The sequence below is a fragment of the Fodinibius salinus genome (assembly GCF_008124865.1).
GTDB lineage: Bacteria > Bacteroidota > Rhodothermia > Balneolales > Balneolaceae > Fodinibius > Fodinibius salinus.
Genome location: NZ_VNHY01000001.1, coordinates 85,446 through 110,643, shown reverse-complemented (window position 1 = coordinate 110,643; position 25,198 = coordinate 85,446). Strand labels below are relative to the sequence as shown.

28 protein-coding genes are annotated in these 25,198 nt (G+C 42.6%); 9 read left to right on the top strand and 19 right to left on the bottom strand.

Translation table 11 applies throughout. From position 1 onward, the window contains the following. The first annotated feature begins 4 nt into the window (after nucleotides 1–4). The 5 genes from LX73_RS00525 to LX73_RS00505 all read left to right on the top strand — a co-directional run bounded on the left by LX73_RS00525 (nucleotide 5) and on the right by LX73_RS00505 (nucleotide 3,138). Complete coding sequence (locus tag LX73_RS00525) at nucleotides 5–331, top strand: metal-sulfur cluster assembly factor (RefSeq protein WP_148897513.1); 327 nt, start codon at nucleotides 5–7, stop codon at nucleotides 329–331. Between the two features lie 15 nt (nucleotides 332–346). Next, nucleotides 347–1,456 carry a hypothetical protein gene (locus LX73_RS00520; RefSeq protein WP_148897512.1) on the top strand — a complete coding sequence of 370 codons (1,110 nt, stop codon included), beginning with the start codon at nucleotides 347–349 and terminating at the stop codon, nucleotides 1,454–1,456. 13 nt (nucleotides 1,457–1,469) lie between these two features. Continuing rightward, complete coding sequence (locus LX73_RS00515; RefSeq protein ID WP_148897511.1) at nucleotides 1,470–1,898, top strand: OsmC family protein; 429 nt, start codon at nucleotides 1,470–1,472, stop codon at nucleotides 1,896–1,898. A gap of 75 nt (nucleotides 1,899–1,973) precedes the next feature. Further along, complete coding sequence (locus LX73_RS00510) at nucleotides 1,974–2,552, top strand: plastocyanin/azurin family copper-binding protein (protein WP_148897510.1); 579 nt, start codon at nucleotides 1,974–1,976, stop codon at nucleotides 2,550–2,552. A gap of 94 nt (nucleotides 2,553–2,646) precedes the next feature. Next, nucleotides 2,647–3,138: a DUF4149 domain-containing protein gene (locus LX73_RS00505; RefSeq protein ID WP_148897509.1), complete on the top strand. Its 492-nt coding sequence runs from the start codon at nucleotides 2,647–2,649 to the stop codon at nucleotides 3,136–3,138. Nucleotides 3,139–3,199: 61 nt separating this feature from the next. Here LX73_RS00505 and LX73_RS00500 read toward each other — a convergent pair whose 3' ends face one another. From LX73_RS00500 to LX73_RS00465, 8 genes are all read right to left on the bottom strand, one after another. Continuing rightward, nucleotides 3,200–3,607, bottom strand: coding sequence for a cbb3-type cytochrome c oxidase subunit I (locus tag LX73_RS00500; protein WP_148897508.1), 408 nt, complete (start codon nucleotides 3,605–3,607; stop codon nucleotides 3,200–3,202). Between the two features lie 88 nt (nucleotides 3,608–3,695). Then, entirely contained in the window at nucleotides 3,696–4,145 is a 450-nt protein-coding gene (locus LX73_RS00495) for a hypothetical protein (RefSeq protein WP_148897507.1), read from the bottom strand. Continuing rightward, entirely contained in the window at nucleotides 4,133–4,354 is a 222-nt protein-coding gene (locus LX73_RS00490) for a DUF3565 domain-containing protein (protein WP_148897506.1), read from the bottom strand. Before LX73_RS00490 ends, LX73_RS00495 begins: the two co-directional genes overlap by 13 nt. 5 nt (nucleotides 4,355–4,359) lie before the next feature. After that, entirely contained in the window at nucleotides 4,360–4,812 is a 453-nt protein-coding gene (locus LX73_RS00485) for a cytochrome c (RefSeq protein WP_148897505.1), read from the bottom strand. A gap of 7 nt (nucleotides 4,813–4,819) precedes the next feature. Next, nucleotides 4,820–5,008 (bottom strand): acetyltransferase, encoded by a 189-nt coding sequence (locus LX73_RS00480; RefSeq protein ID WP_148897504.1) that lies wholly within the window; start codon nucleotides 5,006–5,008, stop codon nucleotides 4,820–4,822. A 2-nt stretch (nucleotides 5,009–5,010) separates the two neighbouring features. Next, entirely contained in the window at nucleotides 5,011–5,397 is a 387-nt protein-coding gene (locus LX73_RS00475) for a group III truncated hemoglobin (RefSeq protein WP_148897503.1), read from the bottom strand. 3 nt (nucleotides 5,398–5,400) lie between these two features. After that, nucleotides 5,401–6,654 carry a hypothetical protein gene (locus LX73_RS00470; protein ID WP_148897502.1) on the bottom strand — a complete coding sequence of 418 codons (1,254 nt, stop codon included), beginning with the start codon at nucleotides 6,652–6,654 and terminating at the stop codon, nucleotides 5,401–5,403. Between the two features lie 45 nt (nucleotides 6,655–6,699). After that, nucleotides 6,700–8,781: an acetate--CoA ligase family protein gene (locus tag LX73_RS00465; RefSeq protein ID WP_148897501.1), complete on the bottom strand. Its 2,082-nt coding sequence runs from the start codon at nucleotides 8,779–8,781 to the stop codon at nucleotides 6,700–6,702. Between the two features lie 118 nt (nucleotides 8,782–8,899). On the opposite strand from LX73_RS00465, the gene LX73_RS00460 reads away from it, so the two are divergent. The 4 genes from LX73_RS00460 (at nucleotide 8,900) to LX73_RS00445 (ending at nucleotide 12,430) form a co-directional block, all read left to right on the top strand. After that, complete coding sequence (locus tag LX73_RS00460) at nucleotides 8,900–10,306, top strand: tryptophanase (protein WP_148897500.1); 1,407 nt, start codon at nucleotides 8,900–8,902, stop codon at nucleotides 10,304–10,306. Nucleotides 10,307–10,830: 524 nt separating this feature from the next. Further along, nucleotides 10,831–11,595: a helix-turn-helix transcriptional regulator gene (locus LX73_RS00455; protein ID WP_148897499.1), complete on the top strand. Its 765-nt coding sequence runs from the start codon at nucleotides 10,831–10,833 to the stop codon at nucleotides 11,593–11,595. A gap of 90 nt (nucleotides 11,596–11,685) precedes the next feature. Then, complete coding sequence (locus LX73_RS00450) at nucleotides 11,686–12,069, top strand: VOC family protein (RefSeq protein ID WP_148897498.1); 384 nt, start codon at nucleotides 11,686–11,688, stop codon at nucleotides 12,067–12,069. Nucleotides 12,070–12,076: 7 nt separating this feature from the next. Next, nucleotides 12,077–12,430 carry an MmcQ/YjbR family DNA-binding protein gene (locus tag LX73_RS00445; RefSeq protein WP_148898336.1) on the top strand — a complete coding sequence of 118 codons (354 nt, stop codon included), beginning with the start codon at nucleotides 12,077–12,079 and terminating at the stop codon, nucleotides 12,428–12,430. Between the two features lie 182 nt (nucleotides 12,431–12,612). Here the strand turns inward: LX73_RS00445 and LX73_RS00440 are convergent, their stop codons facing one another. From LX73_RS00440 to nosZ, 11 genes are all read right to left on the bottom strand, one after another. Next, complete coding sequence (locus LX73_RS00440; protein WP_148897497.1) at nucleotides 12,613–13,998, bottom strand: tyrosine phenol-lyase; 1,386 nt, start codon at nucleotides 13,996–13,998, stop codon at nucleotides 12,613–12,615. Nucleotides 13,999–14,031: 33 nt separating this feature from the next. Continuing rightward, entirely contained in the window at nucleotides 14,032–15,846 is a 1,815-nt protein-coding gene (locus LX73_RS00435; protein WP_148897496.1) for a hypothetical protein, read from the bottom strand. A gap of 93 nt (nucleotides 15,847–15,939) precedes the next feature. Further along, nucleotides 15,940–16,659: an iron-sulfur cluster repair di-iron protein gene (gene ric / locus LX73_RS00430; protein WP_148897495.1), complete on the bottom strand. Its 720-nt coding sequence runs from the start codon at nucleotides 16,657–16,659 to the stop codon at nucleotides 15,940–15,942. Nucleotides 16,660–16,736: 77 nt separating this feature from the next. After that, on the bottom strand, nucleotides 16,737–17,774 hold the full coding sequence (locus tag LX73_RS00425) for a COX15/CtaA family protein (RefSeq protein WP_148897494.1): 1,038 nt from the start codon (nucleotides 17,772–17,774) through the stop codon (nucleotides 16,737–16,739). A gap of 1 nt (nucleotide 17,775) precedes the next feature. After that, nucleotides 17,776–19,152: an oxygen-independent coproporphyrinogen III oxidase gene (hemN, locus tag LX73_RS00420; protein WP_148897493.1), complete on the bottom strand. Its 1,377-nt coding sequence runs from the start codon at nucleotides 19,150–19,152 to the stop codon at nucleotides 17,776–17,778. Between the two features lie 134 nt (nucleotides 19,153–19,286). Beyond that, nucleotides 19,287–20,078, bottom strand: coding sequence for an ABC transporter permease subunit (locus LX73_RS00415; RefSeq protein WP_148897492.1), 792 nt, complete (start codon nucleotides 20,076–20,078; stop codon nucleotides 19,287–19,289). Then, a complete protein-coding gene (locus tag LX73_RS00410; RefSeq protein WP_148897491.1) occupies nucleotides 20,075–20,785 on the bottom strand; it encodes an ABC transporter ATP-binding protein in 711 nt (236 codons plus the stop codon). The genes LX73_RS00415 and LX73_RS00410 overlap by 4 nt, the downstream gene beginning before the upstream one ends. Then, nucleotides 20,782–22,029, bottom strand: coding sequence for a nitrous oxide reductase family maturation protein NosD (gene nosD, locus LX73_RS00405; protein WP_148897490.1), 1,248 nt, complete (start codon nucleotides 22,027–22,029; stop codon nucleotides 20,782–20,784). The genes LX73_RS00410 and nosD overlap by 4 nt, the downstream gene beginning before the upstream one ends. Nucleotides 22,030–22,078: 49 nt before the next feature. Next, entirely contained in the window at nucleotides 22,079–22,570 is a 492-nt protein-coding gene (locus LX73_RS00400; RefSeq protein WP_148897489.1) for a nitrous oxide reductase accessory protein NosL, read from the bottom strand. After that, nucleotides 22,546–23,115 (bottom strand): hypothetical protein, encoded by a 570-nt coding sequence (locus LX73_RS00395; protein WP_148897488.1) that lies wholly within the window; start codon nucleotides 23,113–23,115, stop codon nucleotides 22,546–22,548. The genes LX73_RS00400 and LX73_RS00395 overlap by 25 nt, the downstream gene beginning before the upstream one ends. Nucleotides 23,116–23,196: 81 nt before the next feature. After that, on the bottom strand, nucleotides 23,197–25,173 hold the full coding sequence (nosZ, locus tag LX73_RS00390; RefSeq protein ID WP_148897487.1) for a Sec-dependent nitrous-oxide reductase: 1,977 nt from the start codon (nucleotides 25,171–25,173) through the stop codon (nucleotides 23,197–23,199). Between the last annotated feature and the right edge of the window lie 25 nt (nucleotides 25,174–25,198).

Genomic DNA, 25,198 nt, shown 5'->3' with positions numbered 1-25,198 from the left:
AATTATGGATTCTACTCCCATAGATAGGCGCACGATAGTCCGGCAACTCCGCAATGTCATTGATCCCGAGTTAGGGGTGAACATCGTGGATTTGGGGCTGGTATATAACATCTTGATTGTTGATGGCAAGGTGATACTTGAATATACTGTCACCACGCCGGGCTGTCCTATGCGCCGATACCTCCAGCAAGAGATCGAAAAAACATTGGCGTCCATAGATGAAATTGAAGACTACGAGGCAAAAATAGTGTGGGAGCCGGAATGGTCTGTTGATATGATCAAAGACGATGTAGAGTTTTTTGCTCACCCCCCACCCCAACAACGTGCATAAAATAAATTTCTAACCATGAACAAAGTTCCAACCTCTGTACTTGTGGGACTGCTCATCTTGGCAGCTGCAGGATTACTTACTGGATTATACTCCGGCTTAGTCCGCCTGGGATTACTATCCTCCGGCAACCCACCGATTTCGCCCATAGCCCACGGGCCATTGATGATAAACGGATTTTTGGGTACCCTCATCGGCCTTGAACGTGCGGCTGCACTTGAAAAAAAATGGGCCTACGTCGCCCCAGTATTTTTAGCAGCCTCCACCATCCTCCTGCTCACTGGATTTCCGATTCCATCCCACGGTGCGCTAATCCTGGGATCGGCCGGACTTACGCTTGTCATGGCTTATCTCTATTACCTACAGCCCAAAATCTATCATTTAATTATGGCACTGGGGGCTTTCTCACTGTTAGTAGGTAACGTACTATTTGTAGCCAGCAGCCCCATCTACTCGATTGTTGGATGGTGGGCGGCTTTTCCCATGCTCACTATTTTTGGAGAACGACTGGAGCTCAACCGCATCATGCGTCCACCCAAACGAGCCCAACACATTTTTACGCTACTTATTATTGGATGGATAGCCGCCTTAACTATAACCCACATCGATCGCACCATCGGTTGGAGTATAGCCTCTCTCCTCCTTATGGGTATTGCGGGATGGCTCATCAAGTACGACATTGCTCGCAAGACTATTAAATCTATTGAGTGGACGAAGTACAGTGCCATCTGCCTACTTACGGGTTACGGATGGCTTATACTTGCCGGTATTTTTGGTCTGTGGTACGGTTTTCCCACGGCCGGACCTATTTATGACGGACTGCTCCACATGCTTTTTGTGGGATTTGTGTTCAGTATGATCTTTGCCCATGCTTCTGTCATTATTCCTTCATTATCGGGTAAACTAGTACCCTGGCACACTTATTTTTACCTGCCGCTCATGCTATTGCACGGCTTTCTATTTGTACGGATTGCCGGGGATATGATAGGACTTTCAAAAGTACGAATTATCGGCAGCTATGGAAATGTGGCAGCTATCCTCCTGTTTCTGGGAGGGATTATTTATCAACTGACAAAAGAGATTTTATCTCAGAAATCCGAAACAATAACAACAGAAAAGCAACCTTAAATTATACAATATTATGCCTACACGTAAAGCAAATGCACAATGGAATGGAGACCTGGAAAATGGAAATGGAACGATGAAGCTGGAAAGCGGTTCTTATAAAGGAGAATACTCATTCGCTTCACGATTCGAAAGTGGTAATGGTACCAATCCCGAAGAACTTATTGGGGCAGCTCATGCTGGTTGTTATTCTATGGCATTATCCAATGAACTTGCCCAAGCGGGTTATGATCCGAAGTCGGTAGAGACCGAAGCGAACGTTACATTTGAAGTAACCGATGACGGACCTGCTATCACTAAAATAAAATTAATTACAAAAGCCAATATCTCTGATATTGATGAAGATACGTTCCAGCAATTTGCCAATGGAGCAAAAGACGGATGTCCCGTTTCTAAAGCATTGTCGGGCACCGAAATATTGTTGGATGCTAGCCTAACGGGATAGCGAAATAATGTGTAATCAATTAAATAGTTTCGTATCTTCAGTACTTAATTTTTAACCTAAGAATGAATCTCATTTATGACACGTTTTACACCTTATCTATTTTCACTGATGCTACTATTCGTAGCAGCTTGTGGTGGTGGCTCTGACCAACAAACCGAAGAACAAGCAACTGATACACAAGCTCAAGCTACTGAACAAACTGATGATGTTCGTACGATTGAGGCAATCGGTATCGATCGCATGAAATTTGTTGTTAAAGGCGATAAAGAAGGAATTACTACTGGCAAAAAAATGGGCGACTATGTATTGCTCAAGTCTATAACTGCCGCTCCCGGCGAAAAACTTCGCTTTCGTCTGCTTACTGAAAGCGACCTTCCCGCTTCGGCCATGGCACACAACTTTGTGCTCCTCGTTATGGATGCTGATGCTGCCGCCTTTGCTGATGCAGCAGGCAAGGCCCGAGATAATGACTTCATACCTACTGATACTAAGTTGAAAGATCAAATTATTGCTCATACCGATCTTGCTGCTGGTGGAGAAACGGTTGAAATTACATTCACCGCTCCTGAGGAAACCGGTGAATATGAGTATATCTGTAGTTTCCCCGGTCACTATGCTAGCGGAATGAAAGGCATTCTCAAAGTTGAAGAATAATATACTCTTCAACTCAAAATAGTTTATAAGGCGGCTGATTATATCAGTCGCCTTTTTTTATTTCTGTAAGACTACTCAAACAGAAATTCCCCACATGTATTATCTCTCAGTCTTTATCCACATTACGTCAGCTATTTTTTGGATTGGCGGCATGCTGTTTACAGCGGGTGTTTTAGTACCTGTAACACGTCATGAATTACTAAAAAACAAGAAGGGTGAATTCTTTACGCTAATTGGTAAAAAGTTCAGCCGTATTTCCTGGCTATTATTTGTGGTGCTAATCATCACCGGCATAACCAATTTACTAACCCGGGGATATACGGCAGAACAATTGCTTACCGGATCGTTCTGGACGGAAGTCTTCGGCGGATATCTATTTATAAAATTACTCGTATTTGGATTAGTGCTCGTTATCAGCGGAGTGCACGATTTTTATGCCGGTCCCAAAGCGGCCGAACTTATGGACAAGCAGCCCAACCATCCAACAACAAAACGAATACGAAAAATTTCGAGCTTGCTGGGACGCCTTAACTTAGTCTTGGGATTGGTTATCCTCTACTATGCTATACGCTTGTTAAGAGGGTAGTTAGTAGAAAATAGAAGGTGACAAGTATCTTTTCTATTTCTTAGTCGTCACTTTTTTCTCATTACTTATTATAACTCACGGCTCGGTTCCAGTGCAATCCAATAAAAAGAACTACGGCTCCCACTTCCAGTAATCGTCCTAATATGGTGGCAGATGAGTCTAAAAATTGTAGATAGGATGCCACGTTGATTAAAATGCCCAGATTTAAAAGTCCAACCATCACCAGTGCCAACCTGGAACTTCCTCTTGATCCTGTTTTTAGATATCGCGGCAGAATCCAGTAAGCTGTTCCCATGGTAAGCTGAATGATCCAACCGAAAATGCCCACTTCAATATGGACGGTAAGCAAACTCCAAACAGTGGAAAGCTCGGGATATACCTTGCTGATAAGAATCAGTGCTCCGATTGAAAATCCTACCAACATATATAACATTGAAGCTTTAATCATCCAACGGCTTGGTGTAGGCATGAGGCGGTTGTTAGTTGCTTATTATTGGGTTTAAAACTTCAAATCATTTATATCACGCTGAATTTATTTCAGCATTTGCAGTAAAATTTTACTGTTTGTTCTGTCGCTTCTTCTTGCGTTGCCTGCGACGCTGCTCTTTGGATTGAATACGTGGCCACAGTTCAATAATGTATGTTAAGGCGGCTGCTACCTGACTTACTGCCGAAATAACGATTACTATATTCCATATTGATCCGACCGCTATGTATGTAGCTGGTTCTGCAATGACACGCAGTAACAATCCCACATTCAAAAATATATACGTCAGCCACCCCCAAAGCTGAGCCTTAAATCCTTCTTCGCGGGTTCGACCGGGAAACATCCACATGGATACCCCGAAGATAATTTGCGTTATCCACCCCACCATCAACAAGTGCCAAAACAGCGGCACCATACCGGGAAATTGCAGCCAGTTAAACTCGGCAGTCAATCCTACCAACAGTGAGACTAAAAAATAAATAAGTCCCGTTTTTATAAATACACGTGCTATTCTCGGCATGACGGATCAAAGTCTTGAGGTTCGTTACGATCGCATTTTTTGCATTCCAATTTCTTTCCGAGCCGGCTCTTTCGGCTCTCTTCTGTAGTTACCCAAGGACGTAACATCCACGGCGGATTATGCCGCACGTGCTGGTTATGCCCACACTGTAGTTCGGCTACCCAATCGTCTTCTTCATCCTTGTGAAATCCTATGATGGGTTGCTCCATTAAAATTACTTTTCTAACCTTGCTGTAGATATTTTTTCGCGATAGTTCGAATGGCAGTCCACACAACCCTGCTGAGTTATACGATAATGCTTAAGTACGTTCTGCATATTTTTTCTGACAGCCGCCATTCGCATTGAGTCGGCATGATGATGCACAACCATATCAAATTCCACAAACTGCTTCATCTCTTTTCCCAATGTTTGCTTTACCAGTTTTTTGTCCTCGGCTGTCATTGTTGGATGATCAGATATATTTCCTGCTCCTTCTTTGATCATTTCAAAATTTTCAGTAAAAACCCCACGATCAACCTGTTGAATATCTTTCAACAACTGCTGCATCATAGGTACCAAGGACATAGTTTCCGGCTGACTAGCTTTTTGCTGCGGATACCAACTCCATCCCATAACACTGATAGAGAATCCTGCCAAAACAGTAAAAATTAATATAGATTTCTTCATCTTTTTATCACTTTTTTTGGATTACTTTTTGTAAATCAAGCTGTTGGATTGCACTTATAGCCGCTTCCATCGCACCCTCATTGCATAACCCACTCATTGAGGCATCTTTAAACCCATCACGTGCTGCTTCAATACAAGATTCGCGTACTGACTCTGCTAATTCTATCTGAGTATATTGTTGATCATTATTCGTCATAATTAGTTCTCATCCTTTTGATCAAACTTCCCTTCCATTGCCATTCGTGTACTGAATGAATTCGCGACATTTACAGCCAACTCTTTCGCATAGTCAGCCCGGTTGCCTTCAAAATGCTCATCTACAGTATCTGTAAACAAGCTAACCCACCGACCAAAATCATTTTTCTCAATTGGGAGCGGCAAGTGCTGCCGAAACGGACGCCCTTTGTATCGCTCAGTCTGAAATAGCATCTTCGACCAAAAATCTACCATTTTCGGCAGGTGATCATCCCAGTCCACATCAGCAACTTCATTAAAAATATATCCCAACCGTTCATCCTCCTCTACTTTTGCATAAAAAGCGTGGACCAAGGTAGTAATATCTTCTTCATTCCTGATATCTGGCATAAATCAAATAGAGCTTTTCTTTTGGGATTGTATTAACATCATCCAATAGGCGAATACTGCCAAAATCGGAAGCAAAGCTCCCAATGCCAAAGCATCGACAACCCATGCTCCTGAAAGTGCCTCGGGCCAAACCCTTGTAAACATTAGCAACGTGGTCAGAGTTACCATTATAGAGGCTACCACAAGATGATAAAAACATTTGGAAACTGACTTTCTCTTATTGATCCAAGCTAAAGCCAGTAATGTCAATCCACCTAATAAAAGAATATGCAAATAAAGCACACGCAAACTAGGATCGGACAACCAAAAGGAGCTTGGCACTACCGAAGCACCTAATTGCATTATTCCTTTTAACGTCAACAGTGCAACCGGCCAAATCCAGATTGGGTGTCTCCATTTTCCGGATTTTAATATGGCGCTCATTACTAACAGCAAACCAATAGCTGCCAGCCCACCCCCCAAACGTGCCGTTCCTAGCAGCATGGGTGTCAGCAGTGATTCGGATATCCCATAAGAAAACGTCAGCGGTGCCCCGATGGCAATAGCTCCCAATGCAAGCTGCGGCGAAGTCCACCAGTTTCGTTCGTTGATCTCAAACTCACTGATCAAAATACTGCATAGTATCAACACCACCCAGCCTTCGGTAAACGAAGAAAGGAAAAAGTGCGTCATGCTTTTCATTAGCAAATGCGATTGCGGAGCCAGTTCTTGAATTACAGCTACCCCCCAAGCACCGAGCGAACACACTATCAATAAAACAAGAGCACCATCAATCCACGGCAGACTTTCATCGTCTTGTAAGGCCGTACGACTCTTCCAATAGCCAATCATAAAACCATACCAGCTGATCATAACGAAACCAGAAAAGATGACCGATAGCGGAAGTGCAGCAGATCCTACAGCCACCGGACGGTATCCATAAAACAGGAAAAAAGGATAGGCCAGTAATCCAAAGAGCATAATTGACGCAATAGAATATTTCATCCACGCAGCACCTTTTTCACCCTCCTCAGTTTGGCAAATGATTTTTTGCATAATGATATACAACGGAAGCGGGACTGCCCATCCAAAAAACATAAGATGAGAATGCGCGTGCCGAATATTACCCATCGATAACTCTCCGGGCACCCATCCCATCATCCCCAATCGATACAGAAAACCCGTCAGTCCTGCCAACACAAAACAGGTTATGGAAGCATGCCACAGCCATTCGTCGTTCAAATAATTGCTACCAGAATAATTGTTTAGTTTAGTCACTATTTCTCAATCTTTTCTAAAATATCTTTTAATTCTGCCCACTTTTCAGTCTTGTACTACTACTTTTTCATCCTCAACCAATGTACCTCTGACATCCACGGCATAAGCACCCTGTCCTTTGGATAATACATATAAAGGGTTCATTTCCAGTTCATCAATGTTTGACAAGTCATTGCCAAGCTGTGATAGCCGCATCAAATATGTAATAACCGTTTCTCGGTCAGCCGGTGGCTGATTTCGCCAGCCTTTCATCTTAATACCGGCACGAGTAGCATCCACCAAATTCTCAGCTTGTAGTCGATTCAAGGGCGCAATTGCTGATTCCACGTCCTGCAAAAGCTCTACATCAGTCCCCCCGGTTCCAAACAGTACCATAGGTCCAAATTGCGGATCGCGCCGAAGTCCCATAATCACTTCTTGCCCGCCTGTTAGCATTTTTTGGACCTGCACACCTTCCATATCAACATCTGCTAACTCGGCCGCCTCTTTGATTTTATTCCACGCTGCAGTTACTTCATCTTTACTCCTGATATCTAATTTCACCCCATCCACTTCGGTTTTGTGCGAAACGGATTCAGAAACCAATTTTAAAACTACCGGATATCCAATAGACTCTGCAACTGTAACGGTTTCTGCCTTATTTTCAGCAAACTGCTCCGGAGGAAAGGCAATGCCATATTCTACAAGCAGCGATTTCCAATCCTTTTCTGCGGCACTTTTTTGAACTTTCTGTTCATTAAAATCAGTAAATTGCTCAGGTGTTTGCTGTGGAATATCGAGCCACTCTTTGCGCTTGACCATAGCTTTCAAGACTGAAGCCACCCGCTCCGGAAAAGCAACGTTTGGTATTTTTCGCTTATGTAATATGTTCAGCGCTTCATCCACAGAGGCTTTCCCCATAATAGATGCAATAACAGGCTTATCATGCGAACCAGCTACCTCACCCACCACTTCAGCCAAACTGGCTGGCAAAAACCAATCCTGAGGTGCCTGTATAACTACAACCGAGTCCACGGTTTCATCAGTTAGTAACGCATCCAACGCCACCGCATAAGTACCCGGACCAGAGCCCGCTAACACATCAACGGGATTGCTTACACTGGCAGCTTTAGGTAGTCGCGACTCCAAATATTTTTTAGTCTCTGCAGTCAGTTCAGCCAATTGCATCCCTGCTTTTTCTAAGGCATCAACTGCCAGGATAGCTGGTCCGCCCGCATTTGTTAACACTGCCACATTTTTCCCTTTGGGAAGCGGTTGCCAAGCCAAGGCTCGTGCCCAATCAAACATCTCTTCCATAGTTCCTGCCTGTAGAATACCGCTGCGTTCAAAAGCTGCTCCATACGCCTCGGCACTGCCGGCTAACGCCCCCGTATGGGATGCCACTGCTCGAGCTCCGCTTTCCCCTCGTCCGCCTTTTAACGCTACCACTGGTTTATCTTCAGCTGCTTTCTGGGCTACCTTCATAAACTCTTTTCCATTCGAAACCCCTTCAATATAGGCCGTAATCACCTTCGTTTGATCATCCTCGTGCAGTGCTTCAATCATCTGTGTTTCATTGACATCAACCTGGTTACCCAAACTTACAATCCGCGAAAATCCTACTCCCGCCCCACGAGCCCAGTCAATCACTGAAGCTACCATCGCACCTGATTGCGAACAAAATCCAATTTCTCCTGACTCCGGCATTCCTGCTACAAAGGTTGTATTTACCGGGGTATGGGTGTCGATGGTGCCAATACAGTTGGGACCAATAAAATTGACATCCCATTCCTCTGCTACGCTAACAAGATCCTCTTCCAACTTCTCGCCTTCTTCACCGCTCTCGCTAAATCCACCACTAATTACAATCGCATGCTTAATACCTCGCTGTCCACATTCCTTTATAATCTTTGAGACAACAGGTGCCGGTACTATAACGATAGCTAAATCCACAGGATCGGGAACTTCTGCCACCGACTCATAACAGTGCAAATCCAGTATTTCAGTCGCAGATTTGTTAACCGGATATATCCCGCCCTGATATCGATATTCCTTGAGATTTCTAACTATGCCGTATCCCAGTTTATGGGGATTCCGGGAAGCACCAATAACTGCAACCCCCTGTGGTTTAAAGAATGGATCAAGCATTATAAGAGAAATTCTAATTTAAGAGTAATTTGTCTTATTTTACCGTTAATATTATACTTTGTCAAAGACAAAATCCTCTTTTTACTATTAAATATTAACCCAACAATCGGCTTTTATTATGGAAATCTCGTCCCTTTCGCCTTTCAAAACAGATACCATCATTGAACCTTTTCGCATCCGCTCGGTAGAGCCTATCCGTTTTACCACGATGGAAGAACGCGAGCAGCTGCTCAAAGAGGCCGGTTACAACCCGTTTTTACTAAAGGCTAAAGATGTGGTCATTGATTTACTTACTGACAGCGGTACCGGAGCGATGTCATCTAAACAGTGGGCAGGCATGCTTGAAAGTGATGAATCCTATGCCGGTTCTTCCTCATTCTACAAGCTGGAATCGGCTGTGCAGGATATCACCGGATTTAAACATCTGATTCCTACTCACCAAGGCCGGGCAGCCGAAAACATTTTCTTCACAACTATTGCGAAAAAAGGAGACGTCATCCCCAGTAATACCCATTTTGATACGACCCGTGCCCATGTTGAACATGCCGGGGCCGAAGCACGTGATCTCGTTATCGATAAAGGGAAACAACCGCAAAGCGACCATGCCTTTAAGGGGAATATGAATTTGGAAAAGCTACAAGATACCATAAGAGAAGTTGGTTCCGAAGATATTCCGGTAATCATGATAACCGTCACAAATAATTCGGGCGGCGGACAGCCGGTAAGCATGGCTAATATCAAGGGTGTTTCTGAAATCGCTCATAAACATAATATTCCGTTCTTTATTGATGCCTGCCGATTTGCGGAAAACGCTTGGTTTATCAAAACACGTGAAGATGCTTTTGCCGATAAAAAGCCCATAGAAATTGCTCAAGAAATGTTTAGCTATGCCGATGGATGTACCATGAGTGCCAAAAAAGACGGTATGGCCAACATCGGCGGGTTCTTGGCTCTGAATAGTGATGAACTAGCTTCAGAATGTCGAAATCTCGAAATCCTTACTGAAGGATTCCCTACCTATGGTGGGATGGCCGGCTATGACATGGAGGCTGTTGCCCAAGGATTATATGAAGCTCTCGACCCTGATTATCTTCGTTATCGAATCCGGTCTATAAGCTATCTAGGAGATAAACTAACTGAGGCAGGTATTCCTATTGTACAACCCACTGGCGGGCATGCGGTGTACCTGGACGCCAAGCAAATCCTTTCTCACATCCCTCCCACGGAATATCCCGCTTGGTCGTTTAATAATGCGCTCTACCTGTTGGGCGGTATTCGCGGCGTAGAAATTGGCACTGTTATGTTCGGCAAACAACCCGATGGCTCCGAAAAACCAGCTGCTATGGAACTCGTTCGGCTGGCTTTTCCCCGACGAATGTATACTCAAAGTCATGTCGACTACCTGGCTGAAGTCATAATCTCTGCTTATGAACAACGTAAAAAATTGGAGGGCTATAAAATTGTCGATAGTCCGGATGTACTTCGGCACTTTTCTGCTCGGCTTAAACCAATTAAAGGATCATAATAATTAAATTTGCCAGTCAAATTTACTCATCATGATTGGTCTTTTGGGAAATCTCATTTAATAACACTAGAACTATGTCGTTTTAAATGAGGTGTGATACTTGGGATGCTATAGTTCAAGAAGGGCTATAATTAGAAAAAGCCCTGCAGTTGCAGAGCTCTTTTTCGATCAACTGTTTACAATATAAGCTTATTACCCCATACAGAACAAGTCTTTCTGCTATTTACTCATTAACAAGCAACCAATCTATAAGTAATAATAAGTAACCTATAAATATTAACCTTTTATCAATAGCTTTTTAAATTAGAATGAATTAAAAAGTCATATCATATATTACTTTTTTGTGCTTAAAATTATAATATTCAGATAGAATAGCTTGTTTAAACATTGTTTTTATTTTGAAGAAAGGTTTAATAAACTAATCTATTTAAGGGCTGAGAAACATAGAAACCTAGGCTACTTCTGTCTCTCCCATTAAAAGTTCTTTCAACTCTTGAAGAAACAATAAGCAACTCTTAAAACTGATGAGCAGTTACCAAGAGCTGGTGCCTGATAAAGCACTACAAAATATAGTTGACTGTTATTGGATATCTGATACCGACAGCGAACAGTCGCTGCGTATTCTACCTGATGGATGTACAGATCTAATATTTAATTTTGGGAGTACTGTCTCAGCTGTGGAAGAACAAGCAGGGTTACCCGAAAAGAGCATATCAGCAGTGGGTATAATGACCAAATACCAAAAAGTTTGTGTAACTCCTAATACCAGACTTGTGGGGGTTCGCTTTAAAACTGGGGCCATGAGTCCGCTTACCTCCGTTCCTCTTCATAAATTGAAGGATACAAATATTGGTGCCGGAAATATATGCCCCGGTTTAACTGACGCAACGTGGGAAAGAATGGTCGGCCTTAAATCACAGAAACAGCTCTCCTCAGCATTGGATCAAGTGATTTTCAGGATGAAAAGTAAGTCTGATGACAGCGTTGATCCTATTGCCATCGCCTTGACTCAATATATCAGAGATCGTAAGGGAAATATTACGGTTAAGGATTTGACCAATAACTTTGGCATTAGCAAGCGACAGCTGGAGCGACGCTTCCGATCGACCATCGGCGTAAATATGAAAAGTTATGCTCGTATTGTTCGATTTCTCTATACAAAATCACTAATAGAGTTAAAGCCTCAAGAAAACCTGCTCAATATTGCCTTTGATAATGGATACTATGATCATGCCCATCTGACCAAGGATTTCAAAAAAATGGCTGGATTTTTACCTTCTGAAATATGATGATGTCGTTTTTTTACAAAGCTTCATTTTATCAAATTAGTTAATTTAAGGAGAAAGAAACCGACATAAAGACAATTCCTATTATTTATTATGAAGTTGCAATCACTGAGTCCCAATTTGATGGTTGAAGACGTAAATAAAACAACCAAATTTTATACAGATATACTTGATTTTGAACTCCTCCAAACGGTTCCGGAAGAAGGGAATTTAGAATGGGCATTAGTACAAAGAGATGGTGTTTCGCTTATGTTCCAAAAGAAAGAATCCATTAGGGATGAATATCCCGATCTCAAAAACCAAAAAGGAGGTGGAGCATTGACATTTTTCATTAAAGTGGAAGACCTTGAGGATTTATACCAGGGAATAAAGGATAAAGTTAATCTAATCAAGGACATACACGAAACCTTTTACGGAACTAAGGAGTTTGCAATCCAGGATCCCAATAACTTTATCCTGACATTTTCAGATGGTTAACAGGATGATGAATATTATAGAATATAGAAAATACTGTCTGTCTTTTCCCGGTGCTGAAGAAGGCTTTCCCTTTGACGAGGACACTCTAGTCTTTAAAATTAAAGGCAAAATATTTAGTATAACCGATGTTGACAGCTTTGAGCTAGTCAATGTAAAATGTGATCCGGTAAAAGCAATTAATCTCCGGGAAAAATATCCTTTTGTTATTCCCGGTTATCATATGAATAAAAAACACTGGAATAGTATTAAGATGGATCATTCGGTGCCTGAAGACTTGCTAAAACAGTGGATTTCGGATTCGTACCAGTTGGTAGTTGCGAAACTGCCCAAAAAAACGCAGGAAGAATTAAAATCTTTATAATGCTATTATCACTCCCCGAGAAAAATAATTATGGCTACAAAACGAGATAAAGGTAAACGATCCTAAATACCATGGAATAGGAAATAAAAATGATGGCTAAATTAATGAACCAATCTTGTTCTGCACCAGAAGTACGGAACAAGATTGGTGATTACGGCCATTAATTCGTAAACCAACAATATTTATCGCTTCTTAAATCGCGACTGGAAAAACCGCAGATACTCCGGCTCATAATCAAAGGCAAGACCCGTAATATCTTCCCGTTGCTGGTAAACCGCCTCAACCGATTCGGCCACCACATCCATATGCGCCTGCGTATATACGCGCCGTGGGATTGTTAGCCGTACCAACTCGAGATCAGGATAATTATGTTCGCCAGTTTCAGGATTACGTCCAGCCGAAACAACACCGCGCTCCATACTGCGGATACCAGCATCAAGATACAGCTCGGCAGCCAGTGTTTGAGCCGGTAGTTCATCCTGACTCAAGTGCGGAAGAATCTTCTTCGCATTCAAAAACACACCATGACTTCCAATCGGTCGCACAACCGGCACGCCCATATCGATCAGCTTTTCGCCCAAATACTGCACCTGTCCAACGCGGGCACGAATATGATCCTCATCCACCGACTCCGTAATTCCAATCGCCAGCGCTTCCATATCACGTCCAGCCATTCCACCATAGGTATGCAGCCCTTCATAGACTACGACCATATTCTGCGCTTTTTTGAAAAGCTCTTCATCGTCAAGTGCTAAAAATCCTCCGATATTCACCAGTGCATCCTTCTTGGCACTCATCGTAGCACCATCAGTAAGCGAACAAATTTCACGCACAATCTCCTTGACCGGAGTATCTTCATAGCCCTCTTCACGCTGCTTAATAAAGTATGCATTTTCAGCTACGCGCGTCATATCATGAATAATCGGGATATCATACTTATTCGTTAGCTCCCGTACCTTTTTAAGATTGTCCATCGAGATAGGCTGACCACCGGCCATATTCACTGAAGTTGCAATGGACACATACGGAATTTTTTCCGCCCCTTTTTCTTTAATGAGATCTTCGAGTTTGTTAAGATCCACATTGGCCTTGAAGGGATGTTCGTTTTCAGGATCGTGTGCCTCATCAATGATGACATCCACGAATGTACCACCAGCCAACTCTTGGTGCAGCTTAGTTGTGGTGAAATACATATTGCCGGGCACAAAATCGCCTTCATCAATCATAAGCTGAGAAATCATATGCTCGGCTCCACGTCCCTGGTGCGTAGGGACTATATGCTCGTATCCATAATACTTTTGAATGGCTTCCTCGAGATGATAGAAGTTCTCGCTGCCGGCATAAGCTTCATCACCCATCATCATCCCAGCCCACTGGCGATCACTCATAGCCGAAGTGCCACTGTCGGTTAACAAATCAATATATACATCACGTGATCGTAACAAGAATGTGTTATATCCGGCTTCCTCAATTGCTCTTTCGCGCTCCTCACGGCTGATCATTTGAACCGGCTCCACCATCTTAATTTTATACGGTTCAGCCCAAGACCTATCTCTATTATCTGCCATTATTATTCCTCGTTCTAAATTTTAATCTCTAATTTATGCTTCAACTAAAATTCGTTCTTCATAACTGTCCACAATAGACTGCAGACGCTTTTTCTGCTTAGATACAGTAAAAGAAATTGAGGACAAATTTTCATCCTGATAAGGCTCAGAGTCAGCAATTTCTAAACAATAGTCCATCCCCTGCTCTAGGTTCTTTTGGAACTTTTGCAATTTTTTTAAGCCTGATTCTCCATCCAACTGCTCGGCCAGCTCTTCCACATAATCTACATACATCGTCACCTCCTTCGCGAACATGTGGGGGCGATCTTCATCTGCAATCGATTCGCTGCATCCGTAAATATGATCAACCATCTCTCGAAGCGTATATTCCCCATCATAATAGGCAATATTCGGTCCGGGACAGATTGCCTGTGGAGCACGATGTTCAGCAAGAATTCCAAGATTGATAAGTACTCCGTTACCCAAGTGATCACACAGGCATGCTTTGTTAAGTACTTTCTCTCGCTTTTTCTCTTTTTTATCCTCAGACATCTCGCTTTCTGCAATTTCATCAAGCTTCAATAACTGATATTGGGTAGAAGCCGTACAGATAGGCTGCTCAGTAAATTCCGTATTGGACTTCAGAAACCCTTTTGGACAGGGCGATCCCGGCTTATCTTTTTCGATGCGTTCTTGATGCCATTTTTGGGATCCTGTTTCCTTTACATTATTAAATGGGACGCCCAACGGAGATACACCGCTGAGATACAACTCTTTTTCGCCGGCATCTTCTAATAATTGACGTGTTGGCTTATCCACGGTCGTAGCTTCAGGCACCAACAAAAACGGACTACCCCATCCGGTAGCATCCATCTCGAAGTCATTCAACAAACGATCTGCCTCACCGCTTACTCCGATACCACCCTGAACTGTAAGACGCGGCTCGGTAATTTCCCAGTTATCTGAAAAGCCATCGGCATTTTTTTTGTAATATTTTTTAATAAGTGGTTGTACAGCTTTGGTCAGCTGATCACGCTTTTCGCGAAATTCCCGGAGCAGACTCGGCATCAAGTGTCCATCGGAGGGGAATGCATGTCCCCCGCAATTTAATCCGGATTCGATACGATATTCAAAAACTTCGAGTCCCTTTTTCGCCAGGTATTTACCCTGAATGAGAGCCGAACGGAAATCACTGACTTTAAGGATAATGTTCTTCTTAATTTCTCCGGTCGCATCCCGGTAAAAATCCTTGAATTCCGTAATGTAGTTATAGAGACGTGGGTTAAATCCGGCTGATAAAATTACACTCGATGACACCTTGCTCTTGGCATAACCGCGGAGTGCTGCACTAGCATCACTGAACTCCTTACTCATAGGAACGCCATCTTGGGTATAACTCAGCTTATCAACCTTAGCCATAATATTTACATCGATGGATCCGGGTTTCATCATGCGAGAAAGCTCGCAAGACAATCGATCACGCAGGCTGCCCTTTTCAGTATTTACCAGCTGATTATATTTCTCCTTTATAGCACTTCCGTCTGGAAGCATTTCAAAATATTTTGCCTTGTCATTATTCTCAAAAAAAGGCTGATTTTTAATCGCCGAGAATTTCTTTTGGACAATTTCTTGCACCGTATCCAAATAAGCAGTAATACGCCGAGCACGACCATCCTCGGCAGTGCGTCCAATATTACTATATTCAAAATCGTACTTTTCACAGTAATACTTGCGGATTTTTTCGACCAGCAGATCATCTACAATAGAAATTACCGAGTTGATACCGTATGGGCCTACTCTTATAGGCGAATCAATAGAGTGACCAGTTCCCATTACAGGAATTGAAAACTTGTGTGGGGATTGGGACATGATTGACTGTTCTTATATTTAAGATTACCGCGCAATTACGATATATCTACTATGGAATAATGAGACGAATTGCGTAAAAAATATTAATTGGATTTAGTTCAATTGTTGTTCAAGCTCGATTGCCTTAGGAAAAAGGATATTGTTTTCCAGATGCACATGCTTATGCAAATCCTTTTCGAAAGCTTCCAAATTTTCAAATAACAAACGATAGGTCGTACAGGCATCCTCAGGCGGAGTAAAGTCATTACTCAGCTTTCGAATCTTTTCCATCGATGAGCCGGCTTCATCATGCTCATCCTCCATCATTGCAATGGGGTTGGCAGCTTCTTCAAAGTCCGGCTTATCCGGCTTCGTCCCATTTTCCTCTGCTTCTACTAATTCTTTGATATAGGGAAAAAGGATACGCTCTTCTTTGTCAAGATGGTTGAAAATGTCGGCATGAAGCATAGTAAATTCGTGATAAATATCGTGCAGTTCTTCGTGACGGTCTCCGTGAACTTTGGCTACCTTTTTCGCATACTTACCAATCTCGGGCAGTTTATTTCGGCTAAATCCATGATGATTATTTACAATATAATCTACCAAGAAATCCAGCGACCACTGATCATAATTATCTTTTTTAGAGCCGGCTTGACCTAACTGTTCTAGTGCCTGATAAACCTCTTGAGGATCTATCCCCTTTTTCGCACATGCTTCCTCTATGGTACGGTTACCTCCGCAACAGAAATCCAGTTTGTATTGCTGGAAAACCTGCGCAGCTCTGTAGTCATCTTTGACAATTTCTCCAACTGTGCGTTCTTCTGCAATATTCATATCTGTACATTCATTAAGTTCAAAATTACGACCCTATTTAATATTTAATACTATCTTATCTTAAATTAAGCATAATATTAGACAGATGCCCAATTAGATTTCAGATCATGGTAATACCAAATCCAGAAAAATAAAACTAAAAATGCACCTGCCTGGTGGACTACGGCAATCAGAATTTCTGCATTAGTGATAATGGTTAAAATGCCGAGTACATATTGTGTAAGTATCATCCCCAGTAATATTCGGGCTTTTTGTTTCGTCAAGTTACTTACATCAGAATTGTCACTTTTCCACCAAAGGCCAAGGGCGACCAATCCCAGCAAAGTGCCTAAGATACGATGCGTCCATTGCACCGTTCCCGGATTTTCTACAAAGTTGGCAATGAGCGGCTGAAGGTTCCACCCATTTTGGGGTATCCATTCTCCGTTCATCATGGGGAACGTATTGTAAATATATCCGGCATCAAGTCCGGCTGTAAAAGCTCCCCAAATAACCTGGAATATGAAAAGAACTATGAGTCCGACTGACCATCGACGCAGCGATTGCACATTTAAACTTTTCTTAGTCGGATCATTTTCATAAAGATCAAGAGCATACCAAATACAAAAGCTGAATAATAGCATAGCCAATATCAGATGGGCCGCCAATCGATAATGGCTCACGTACGGTACGTTAACGAGGCCACTCTTCACCATGATCCAACCCATGGCACCCTGTAGGGCTCCTAATCCAAATAAAATCCATGCACGACGCAACGTCTTAGCGTTGAAATATCCACGAATCCAGAAAAAGGCGAAGGGGATCAAAAAAACAAACCCGATCATTCTCCCCAGCAGACGATGCAAATATTCCCAAAAGAAAATCTCTTTAAACTCGGCAAGGGACATACCCATATTCAACTGCTGGTACTGTGGAAACTCTTTATAACGCCCAAATACAGCCATCCACTCGGCTTCATTCATCGGTGGGAACGTGCCCATAATCAAGTTCCAGTCGGACATTGACAGCCCGGAGTCGGTAAGTCGGGTAATACCTCCTACAACAACCATCAAGAAAATGAGTATTGCACCAGACCAAAACCATCTTCGGATATATTTTTTTTGTTGTGAGTTCATATTAAACAGTCTTCGAAAAACTTTTCCGCTGCTTTTTGTTGTTCAGATACTTATCAAAACACATAGCTATATTTCGCAAGAAGAGTCGCCCCTGTTCTGTTATCCGAATAGTATCATTCGTTCTAATAACCAGATCGTCATTTTCGAGTTCCTGCAAACGAGCCAGCTCATCGCTAAAATAATAAGAGAAGTTAATTTCCCATTTTTCAGCAATTTCATCAAAATCAACACCCATCCGGCACATGATACTCATAATAACATCCTGCCGAATCAAATCATCTCTGCTAAGGGTATAACTTTTAAAAACCGGAGCCTTCCCTTCATCCAGTTGTTCGTAGTACTCAGCAAGATCTTTTTGGTTCTGCCAATACCAAGAACCCACATTCGAAATACCTGACATTCCAAAAGCGTAGAGATCTGCGCCGGCCAATGTACTATACCCTTGAAAGTTGCGCTGTAAAGTACCGTCATCCATAGCTCGAGAAAGTTCTTCATCTTCGCGCGAAAAGTGATCCATCCCGATAAAGCGATAACTATTATCAGTCAGATGCGAAATACTCAGCTGTAACATGGCCAGCTTTTCATTCGTTGTGGGCATTTCTTCTTCGTTGAGGAGCTTCTGGGCCGGCATCATACTTGGAATATGCGCGTAGCTATATACGGCTAGGCGATCGGGTTGTAGGCTAAGTACATCATCCATCGTCTTGCGAAAAGTGCTGAGCGTCTGCAGCGGAAGACCATAAATAAGATCAAAATTAATAGAATCGATTCCTGCTTCACGCAGCCACTTGGTAACCTGTTTGGTTTGCTCAAACGGCTGAATGCGATGAATGGCTTCTTGAACTTCTTCATTAGTATCCTGCACACCCAGCGAGGCCCGGTTAGTGCCGATATCAGCCAGGGTTTGAATATGTTCTCGCGTACATTTTCGAGGATCTATCTCTACGCCAAACTCTGTTTCCTCGGTTAGATTAAATCGACTGTGAATCGCCTTACCAAGTCGCTGCAGCTGTTCAGGTTTTAAAAATGTGGGCGTGCCTCCGCCAAAATGAATTTGTACCACTTCGGAATCAGGGTGGAGTAACTCAGTTACCTGGTCCATCTCTTTCTCAAGATAATCGAGGTAAAGATTACCGCGATCCTGATCTTTGGTAATAACTTTCGTACAGCCGCAGTACCAGCAAAGCGAAAAACAAAACGGGACATGGAAGTATAGCGATACGGGGTGAGGCTCGGCATTGCGATCAATTAGGTACTGATGCAAAGATGCTACATCATCTTCGTTGGCCTCCTGAAACTGTACGGCCGTGGGATACGAAGTATATCGCGGTCCTTGAACGTTGTATTTCTTGATCAGATCGAGGCTAACATCTTCCATAATTTATTTTTTTAGCATGCAGATACCACAGATTTTACGGAAAGTCACAGTTTAAGAAAATATTACCTGTAGACCCTCAGTAAATTTTAGCTGCAAAAGTTCGTTATATCTGTGTTATCAGTATTCTACTGTTATTAAAAATCTTTCTTTTCGAACTGTTGCTGACTTCTCCATAAGGGAATACCGAGCCACAACATCAGACAACTGAATGCCACACTGATCCCCACCATACTACCAAAAAAGCGATTGAAAACTGCCCCGGTGTATCCCATCAAGGCCGAAATATCAAACTCAAGTAAGACAGTTATCCGAGCCAAATCAATGGGATTTGCCAGAGCCAGGCCCAGCATCGGCTTTTCAATGGGATAATCCCCGAAAGCAAATACTGCTAAGAGGACTAGTCCATCGTAAAGCACCGCTAAAAAGAGCCAGCTTACAAGTGCAAAACCGAGTCCTTTCACGCGATCTTCGAAAAACTTGAGACCAAACCAAAAACCTATACCTGTAAATAACAATGATAAGATGATACCAAGCATCAAGATCAGCAAAATCGATTGCAGATTTGCTGTAAGGATCATACCGGTATAAATCATAGGCAGTGCTGTCCCCACTGTGAATGCTAACGCCAACGGGATCGCCAATCCGCCAAATAACCCCCAAAATAACGAGGAGCGGTCAATCGGTTGCGCCAACAATAACTCGGTAAATTCACGCGCCTGATATAGGTACAGCGCGCCATATATCATCCCTACGAGTGGAATCAGAAGCAACATAATATTCGAGATACTGAGCATTGCTTTGGGCCCTGCATTACCAAATCGAATCATTGCATCGGCAATGAGCAGATAGATGAGGCCATAGCCAACAATCCATTTCCCGCGAAGCAGATCTTTCCATTGATATTTTAAAATCGTTAGTGTTTTCATGCTGCTGTTTCCTCCATCATTTTTGCCACGGCGCCTTCAAGCCGCTGTTCTTGTTGTCGTTCCATGAGCTCATGCATCGGGCCGTCGTATCGAATATCCCCTTCCACTAAAAAGATCAGATGATCGGTCAGCTCTTCGATCTCACTCATAATATGTGATGTTAACAGCACCGTTTTTCCTTTTTCCTTTTCGCGGTGCACCAACCTCTTGAACTGTACGCTCGACTTGGGATCCAACCCCGCTGTGGGTTCATCAAAGATCAGTATTTGGGGATCGAACATCATCGCCAGAATAGCACCCACTTTTTGGCGCATCCCACCGGAAAGGGCCCGCATTCGCTTGTCAATTTCATTATCCAGTTCAAAATATTCGAGTAATTCCCGATCGCGATTGGTATCACTGTTCCTCATATTTTTGATAAACTGAAAGAGTTCACCAATCGTCATATTTTCGGGATACCGGGCAATCTGCGGCATATAACCAATCTTATTGCGATACTCCCACTCTCCTTCGATTGATTTTCCATCAATTAAGATATCTCCAGAAGTAGGTTTTACCAATCCTAATAGTGCCTTAATTGTTGTCGTTTTGCCCGATCCATTAGGACCAACGATACCGGTAGCCTGTCCGGCCGGAATTTCTAAATCCAGCTCATCAAGGACCGTACGGGCACCAAAATCTTTTTGTAGTTGTTGTATTGAAATCATAATACAGGTTCCATTTGCGGTTTAGAATCAATAAGTGTCTCCGGGGTTAGGACCGGCATAAACTTTTCGGCGGCATCCAAAAGATCAATTAACAGACTCCGCAGCAATAACAACGACTGCGGTTGTTTCTCTACTAAAATCGAAAACAGGCGCACCGGGCGATGCGGAACATCGCCTACACCATCGCGGTCCAGATCATACCCCTCATACTGACTCCAGTAATTGTGATCAAAATTATTACTGTAATTCATTCGACTGTTCGTTGAAACTTCAAAAGAGTTAGCGATAAAATTATTTTCAGTAAACGTATTGTTCGTAGAATTTGCCATCAATTTAACAGCCCAGCCGTTCTGTTCAAATGCATTGTCTTTCACCTTGTTTCGACTGGAGGCCTCCATATACAATCCTACAGAATTATTGGTAAAGGTATTTCCAGTCACTATACTTCTGTTTATTTCTTTTAGCAGCATTCCGTATGCCGACGACCCCCAATTATCAGCAAAGTGATTATTTACGATTTCTACGTTTGAAGTATACATTACGGCAACTCCTCCTCCATTATCACGAAAAGTATTGCGTTCGTAACGACAATTATCAGAATACATAAAGTGAATACCGTAGCGAATATTGTTTTCGCTTTCGTTACCGGCAATAAAGGCCCCTTCCACAAACTCAAAATAAAGCCCGTCGCGATGGCCACTTACATAGTTATTAGTAATTTCTACATCTTTAGTGTACCAAAGATGAATACCATTTCCGGAATTGGTTTCGCGCTGACGTGATGCAATAATATGATTTCCCTTCACAATAGTCCCCTCCGATTTTGCGAGGTAGATCCCGAAAAAGTTATTAACCATCTTCACATTCTCGATATGCACGTTATTGGCTTCCTCAACAACAATGCCAGCGTAGTCATCCATAAAACCAGCTTTACTGTTATGAACTTCAATATCTTTTATCACGGTACTATCCGCTTTAACAACAACGACAAAACCCTGCTCATCACCGTCAATGATAGCATTGTCTTCTCCCAATAACGTGATTCTTTTATCTATTTGGATATTATACTCAACATAGCGTCCTGCTTTAACAAAAACGGTATCACCCGGTTGGGCTTGGTCAATACCGGCCTGTACAGAAGTGATGTCACCGTTCTTAGAAACGGTAATCTGAGTCGCCCAAACCTGTTGGGCTGATAGCAATAACCCAACAAACAATAACATTGTTAGTTTAAATAATCTCATAGCCTCAATCCTTATTCTAAATTTTCAGTACCAATCTGTAGCCTTACTGCTACATTTCAATTTGGGACACCTCTGCCCACTTCAATAATTTTCCTGGTCGATCACTAATGTGCTTCTCTGCTTCTTTTCGGGAGGGAAAAGCAATCAGGGATTCACCCATAGGACTGTTGACCACTTCACTTTTTACAAATTGGGTCTTCTTCGCGTTTAACCAGTTTCCGGGTTTAGCATAATTACTCACATAAAGCTTTGCGCCGTCCAACTCATCTTGATTCATTTGATAATAAATGGCCATACACTCTATGGCATCAAACTTATGGACCTTACCCTTATCGGTAACAATCTGTGATGCAAATTGAGCATCTGTAATCATCATCTTACAATGCGCACACTCATCATTACCGTAGTGAATTTCTGCTGGTTCTTGGCTGCAAGCCGTAACCAACAGCAACAGTCCTATAACAGCAATAATCTTTAATAATTTGTATAAATACATTGTTGTATCCTTTTTGTTTGTCAATCCTTTTTGCTCTTCCACCATACTGTACTGGCTATTCCCATTGAAAGTAATGAAATATAAAATCCGATATGCGGCAGTGAGGTGGCATTAATATTTAGCAATTGCTTACTACCGATAAGTGGTGGCTGATACGTCATACCTGGCACTACAATTGGGGCGGAGGAATCTAAATTATGTCCATAATCGTATCCCCAAATGTAAAAGTCTACTAGACCGGCAATAGCCAGCAAAACAAATATTCCGAGCCAAAATAAAATCCATTTTTCATTACCAACTCCAGCAATAACTAATCCACTGATAATCAAGAAACCAAAGATATAGGGCATAACCTTGAGCTCGGGTATTGAATTGGGATTAATTTCTTTCATCCCGATATAGTGGTTCAATCCATTAATATTTTTTAAATCGTTTTTCTGTTTGCCCTGGATATTATCTACCGTAATATTCATTCCAATTCCCTCTGGGTATTGGGGCGCATCCATGCTGATACTCCAAATGGGAACAAAATAAACTCCTATAAGCATTAGTGCTGCAATGGCCATCCAAATTTTTTCTTTAGTATCCATAATATTGGTATTTCTTTTTAAGTTCTATTAAGGTAAGAAGAGAGGAGGCTTCACCCTCCTCTCCCCAAGGATTGAGGTCATTTATTCACCTGTGCCATAAGAGATTGGTGTATCTGAATTTTCTGGAGATACCCGTACATAACCCTGCATCTCTTGGTGCAGAGCTGAACAAAAGTCGGTGCAGTAGAACGGAACAACACCTGGCTTTTTGGGCTCCCATTTCAATGTCAACGTTTCGCCCGGCATAATGAGCAGCTCGGAGGTATTTGCACCTTTTACAGCAAAACCGTGAGGTACATCCCAGTCCTGCTCGAGATTTGTGACGTGGAAATACACCTCGTCACCAACTTTGATACCTTCAATATTATCGGGTGCAAAGTGACTTCGGATAGTCGTCATATATACATGCACCTCGTTGCCATCACGCTCTACCCGTGCTTCTTTCTCACTTTTTGTTGCTCGGGGATGGTTATTGTCATCGATTTCGTAGAATCGTTTCTGACGCTCCTTCACCTTATCAGCCGTAATAGCCTGTGCGTAGTGTGGCTCACCTTCTGTAGGGAAGTCCAGCAATAACTTCATCTTATCGCCTGAGATATCAATCAGTTGTGCCGAGTGGAACATTTCTGGTCCTGTTGGCAGATAACGATCCTTAGTAATTTTGTTTAGTGCTACCAAGTATTTACCGTCGGGATTCTGACTGTCACCGCCCGGTATCATCAAGTGGCCGGGAGAATAATACACGTCGATACGGTCAACAACTTCGGCTGTTTCTATATCCCATTTTACTATTTCTGATGAGATAAAGGCCGTTGTATAAGCATACCCCTTGCCGTCGAACTCGGTGTGGAGTGGTCCCAATCCTGGGTTTTCGACCTCACCATGCAGAATGGAATCGTAATTCAATACCGGAATACCCTGCTCTTTGCCTTCAAAATCTTTATTCTCGATAGCTTCTTCCATCTTGGCAAATGAGTGTACCGGTATAACTGTAGAAAGTTTACCACCCGCTGCGATGTATTGTCCCGTAGGATCTACATCAACACCGTGGGGGGATTTAGGCGTAGGCAGAAAGTAAACGATACCTTCCAGCTTCCGCGGATCAAGTACGCGCACTTTTTCAATAACTTCACTTTTAGCAACACCGCCTTCTTCATGGTCAATATAGTTGCGATAGTGCTTTCCGGGCATCATTTTACCTTTACCCTGCTTAGCATACTCAGCTGCTTTCTCCCAGTTAATAGCTGCAATATAATCCTTGTCGTTTCTTGAAGCGTTGATCTCAAGCATCGTATTTGCTTCTTCACTGTTATATGAAGTAAAGAACGACCAGCCATGAGAAGGGCCTTTTCCTGCGTGGGAAAGATCATAGTTGAAGCCCGGCATCATAATTTGGAAATCAATATTCATCTTTCCTTTGTCAGATACCTTGATAAAAGAGATAGTCCCTTTAAAATTCTCTTTATAGCTGTCGATGCTCACATCCATATTCTCCATATTTTTCTCGTCCATGGGAATACTAAAACGTGTAGCTGCCGATACGTACTCAGTATTGGGAGTCACAAAAGACGATGCGTGATTACCCGCTGAATTAGGGATCTCGATAATCTCTTGTGTTTTAAATTCATCCAAACCAACACGAGCAACACGTGGGGTATTATTCTCATTCATAAATACCCAGCGACCATCCGTTTCCCCATCTGTTTGAGAAAGTTCAGGGTGGTGTGCATCGCCCCACGGTACAAATCCGTCGGTAGTCTGCAACATGGATTTTGTTTCTTCAGAATATCCATAGCCATTTGTCGGAGTTTGTGAAAAGACCGGAATGGTGTAGATATGTCGGCCAGATGGCAATCCATATACGCCAAGCTGTCCATTGTAACCACCGGAAAAGAAGCCGTAAAATTCATCGTGCTCTCCCGGTGCTACGTAAACTTTCTCTGCAGCGTCAGAAGAGGAACCAAACTCCCCATTCGAGCTACAACCCACAGATAGAAAACCTATTGCTGCTACTGCCGCAAGGGGCCACAACAAAGATTTTTTTAATAATTTATTCATAGTATTGTGTTTTTTTGATTGTTAT

Excerpts from the sequence above, each read along its gene's own strand:
- LX73_RS00525 (WP_148897513.1), top strand. The coding sequence starts at position 5 with ATGGATTCTACTCCCATAGATAGGCGCACGATAGTCCGGCAACTCCGC.
- LX73_RS00520 (WP_148897512.1), top strand. The coding sequence starts at position 347 with ATGAACAAAGTTCCAACCTCTGTACTTGTGGGACTGCTCATCTTGGCA.
- LX73_RS00515 (WP_148897511.1), top strand. The coding sequence starts at position 1,470 with ATGCCTACACGTAAAGCAAATGCACAATGGAATGGAGACCTGGAAAAT.
- LX73_RS00510 (WP_148897510.1), top strand. The coding sequence starts at position 1,974 with ATGACACGTTTTACACCTTATCTATTTTCACTGATGCTACTATTCGTA.
- LX73_RS00505 (WP_148897509.1), top strand. The coding sequence starts at position 2,647 with ATGTATTATCTCTCAGTCTTTATCCACATTACGTCAGCTATTTTTTGG.
- LX73_RS00500 (WP_148897508.1), bottom strand. The coding sequence starts at position 3,607 with ATGCCTACACCAAGCCGTTGGATGATTAAAGCTTCAATGTTATATATG.
- LX73_RS00495 (WP_148897507.1), bottom strand. The coding sequence starts at position 4,145 with ATGCCGAGAATAGCACGTGTATTTATAAAAACGGGACTTATTTATTTT.
- LX73_RS00490 (WP_148897506.1), bottom strand. The coding sequence starts at position 4,354 with ATGGAGCAACCCATCATAGGATTTCACAAGGATGAAGAAGACGATTGG.
- LX73_RS00485 (WP_148897505.1), bottom strand. The coding sequence starts at position 4,812 with ATGAAGAAATCTATATTAATTTTTACTGTTTTGGCAGGATTCTCTATC.
- LX73_RS00480 (WP_148897504.1), bottom strand. The coding sequence starts at position 5,008 with ATGACGAATAATGATCAACAATATACTCAGATAGAATTAGCAGAGTCA.
- LX73_RS00475 (WP_148897503.1), bottom strand. The coding sequence starts at position 5,397 with ATGCCAGATATCAGGAATGAAGAAGATATTACTACCTTGGTCCACGCT.
- LX73_RS00465 (WP_148897501.1), bottom strand. The coding sequence starts at position 8,781 with ATGCTTGATCCATTCTTTAAACCACAGGGGGTTGCAGTTATTGGTGCT.
- LX73_RS00460 (WP_148897500.1), top strand. The coding sequence starts at position 8,900 with ATGGAAATCTCGTCCCTTTCGCCTTTCAAAACAGATACCATCATTGAA.
- LX73_RS00455 (WP_148897499.1), top strand. The coding sequence starts at position 10,831 with ATGAGCAGTTACCAAGAGCTGGTGCCTGATAAAGCACTACAAAATATA.
- LX73_RS00450 (WP_148897498.1), top strand. The coding sequence starts at position 11,686 with ATGAAGTTGCAATCACTGAGTCCCAATTTGATGGTTGAAGACGTAAAT.
- LX73_RS00445 (WP_148898336.1), top strand. The coding sequence starts at position 12,077 with ATGAATATTATAGAATATAGAAAATACTGTCTGTCTTTTCCCGGTGCT.
- LX73_RS00440 (WP_148897497.1), bottom strand. The coding sequence starts at position 13,998 with ATGGCAGATAATAGAGATAGGTCTTGGGCTGAACCGTATAAAATTAAG.
- LX73_RS00435 (WP_148897496.1), bottom strand. The coding sequence starts at position 15,846 with ATGTCCCAATCCCCACACAAGTTTTCAATTCCTGTAATGGGAACTGGT.
- ric (WP_148897495.1), bottom strand. The coding sequence starts at position 16,659 with ATGAATATTGCAGAAGAACGCACAGTTGGAGAAATTGTCAAAGATGAC.
- LX73_RS00425 (WP_148897494.1), bottom strand. The coding sequence starts at position 17,774 with ATGAACTCACAACAAAAAAAATATATCCGAAGATGGTTTTGGTCTGGT.
- hemN (WP_148897493.1), bottom strand. The coding sequence starts at position 19,152 with ATGGAAGATGTTAGCCTCGATCTGATCAAGAAATACAACGTTCAAGGA.
- LX73_RS00415 (WP_148897492.1), bottom strand. The coding sequence starts at position 20,078 with ATGAAAACACTAACGATTTTAAAATATCAATGGAAAGATCTGCTTCGC.
- LX73_RS00410 (WP_148897491.1), bottom strand. The coding sequence starts at position 20,785 with ATGATTTCAATACAACAACTACAAAAAGATTTTGGTGCCCGTACGGTC.
- nosD (WP_148897490.1), bottom strand. The coding sequence starts at position 22,029 with ATGAGATTATTTAAACTAACAATGTTATTGTTTGTTGGGTTATTGCTA.
- LX73_RS00400 (WP_148897489.1), bottom strand. The coding sequence starts at position 22,570 with ATGGTGGAAGAGCAAAAAGGATTGACAAACAAAAAGGATACAACAATG.
- LX73_RS00395 (WP_148897488.1), bottom strand. The coding sequence starts at position 23,115 with ATGGATACTAAAGAAAAAATTTGGATGGCCATTGCAGCACTAATGCTT.
- nosZ (WP_148897487.1), bottom strand. The coding sequence starts at position 25,173 with ATGAATAAATTATTAAAAAAATCTTTGTTGTGGCCCCTTGCGGCAGTA.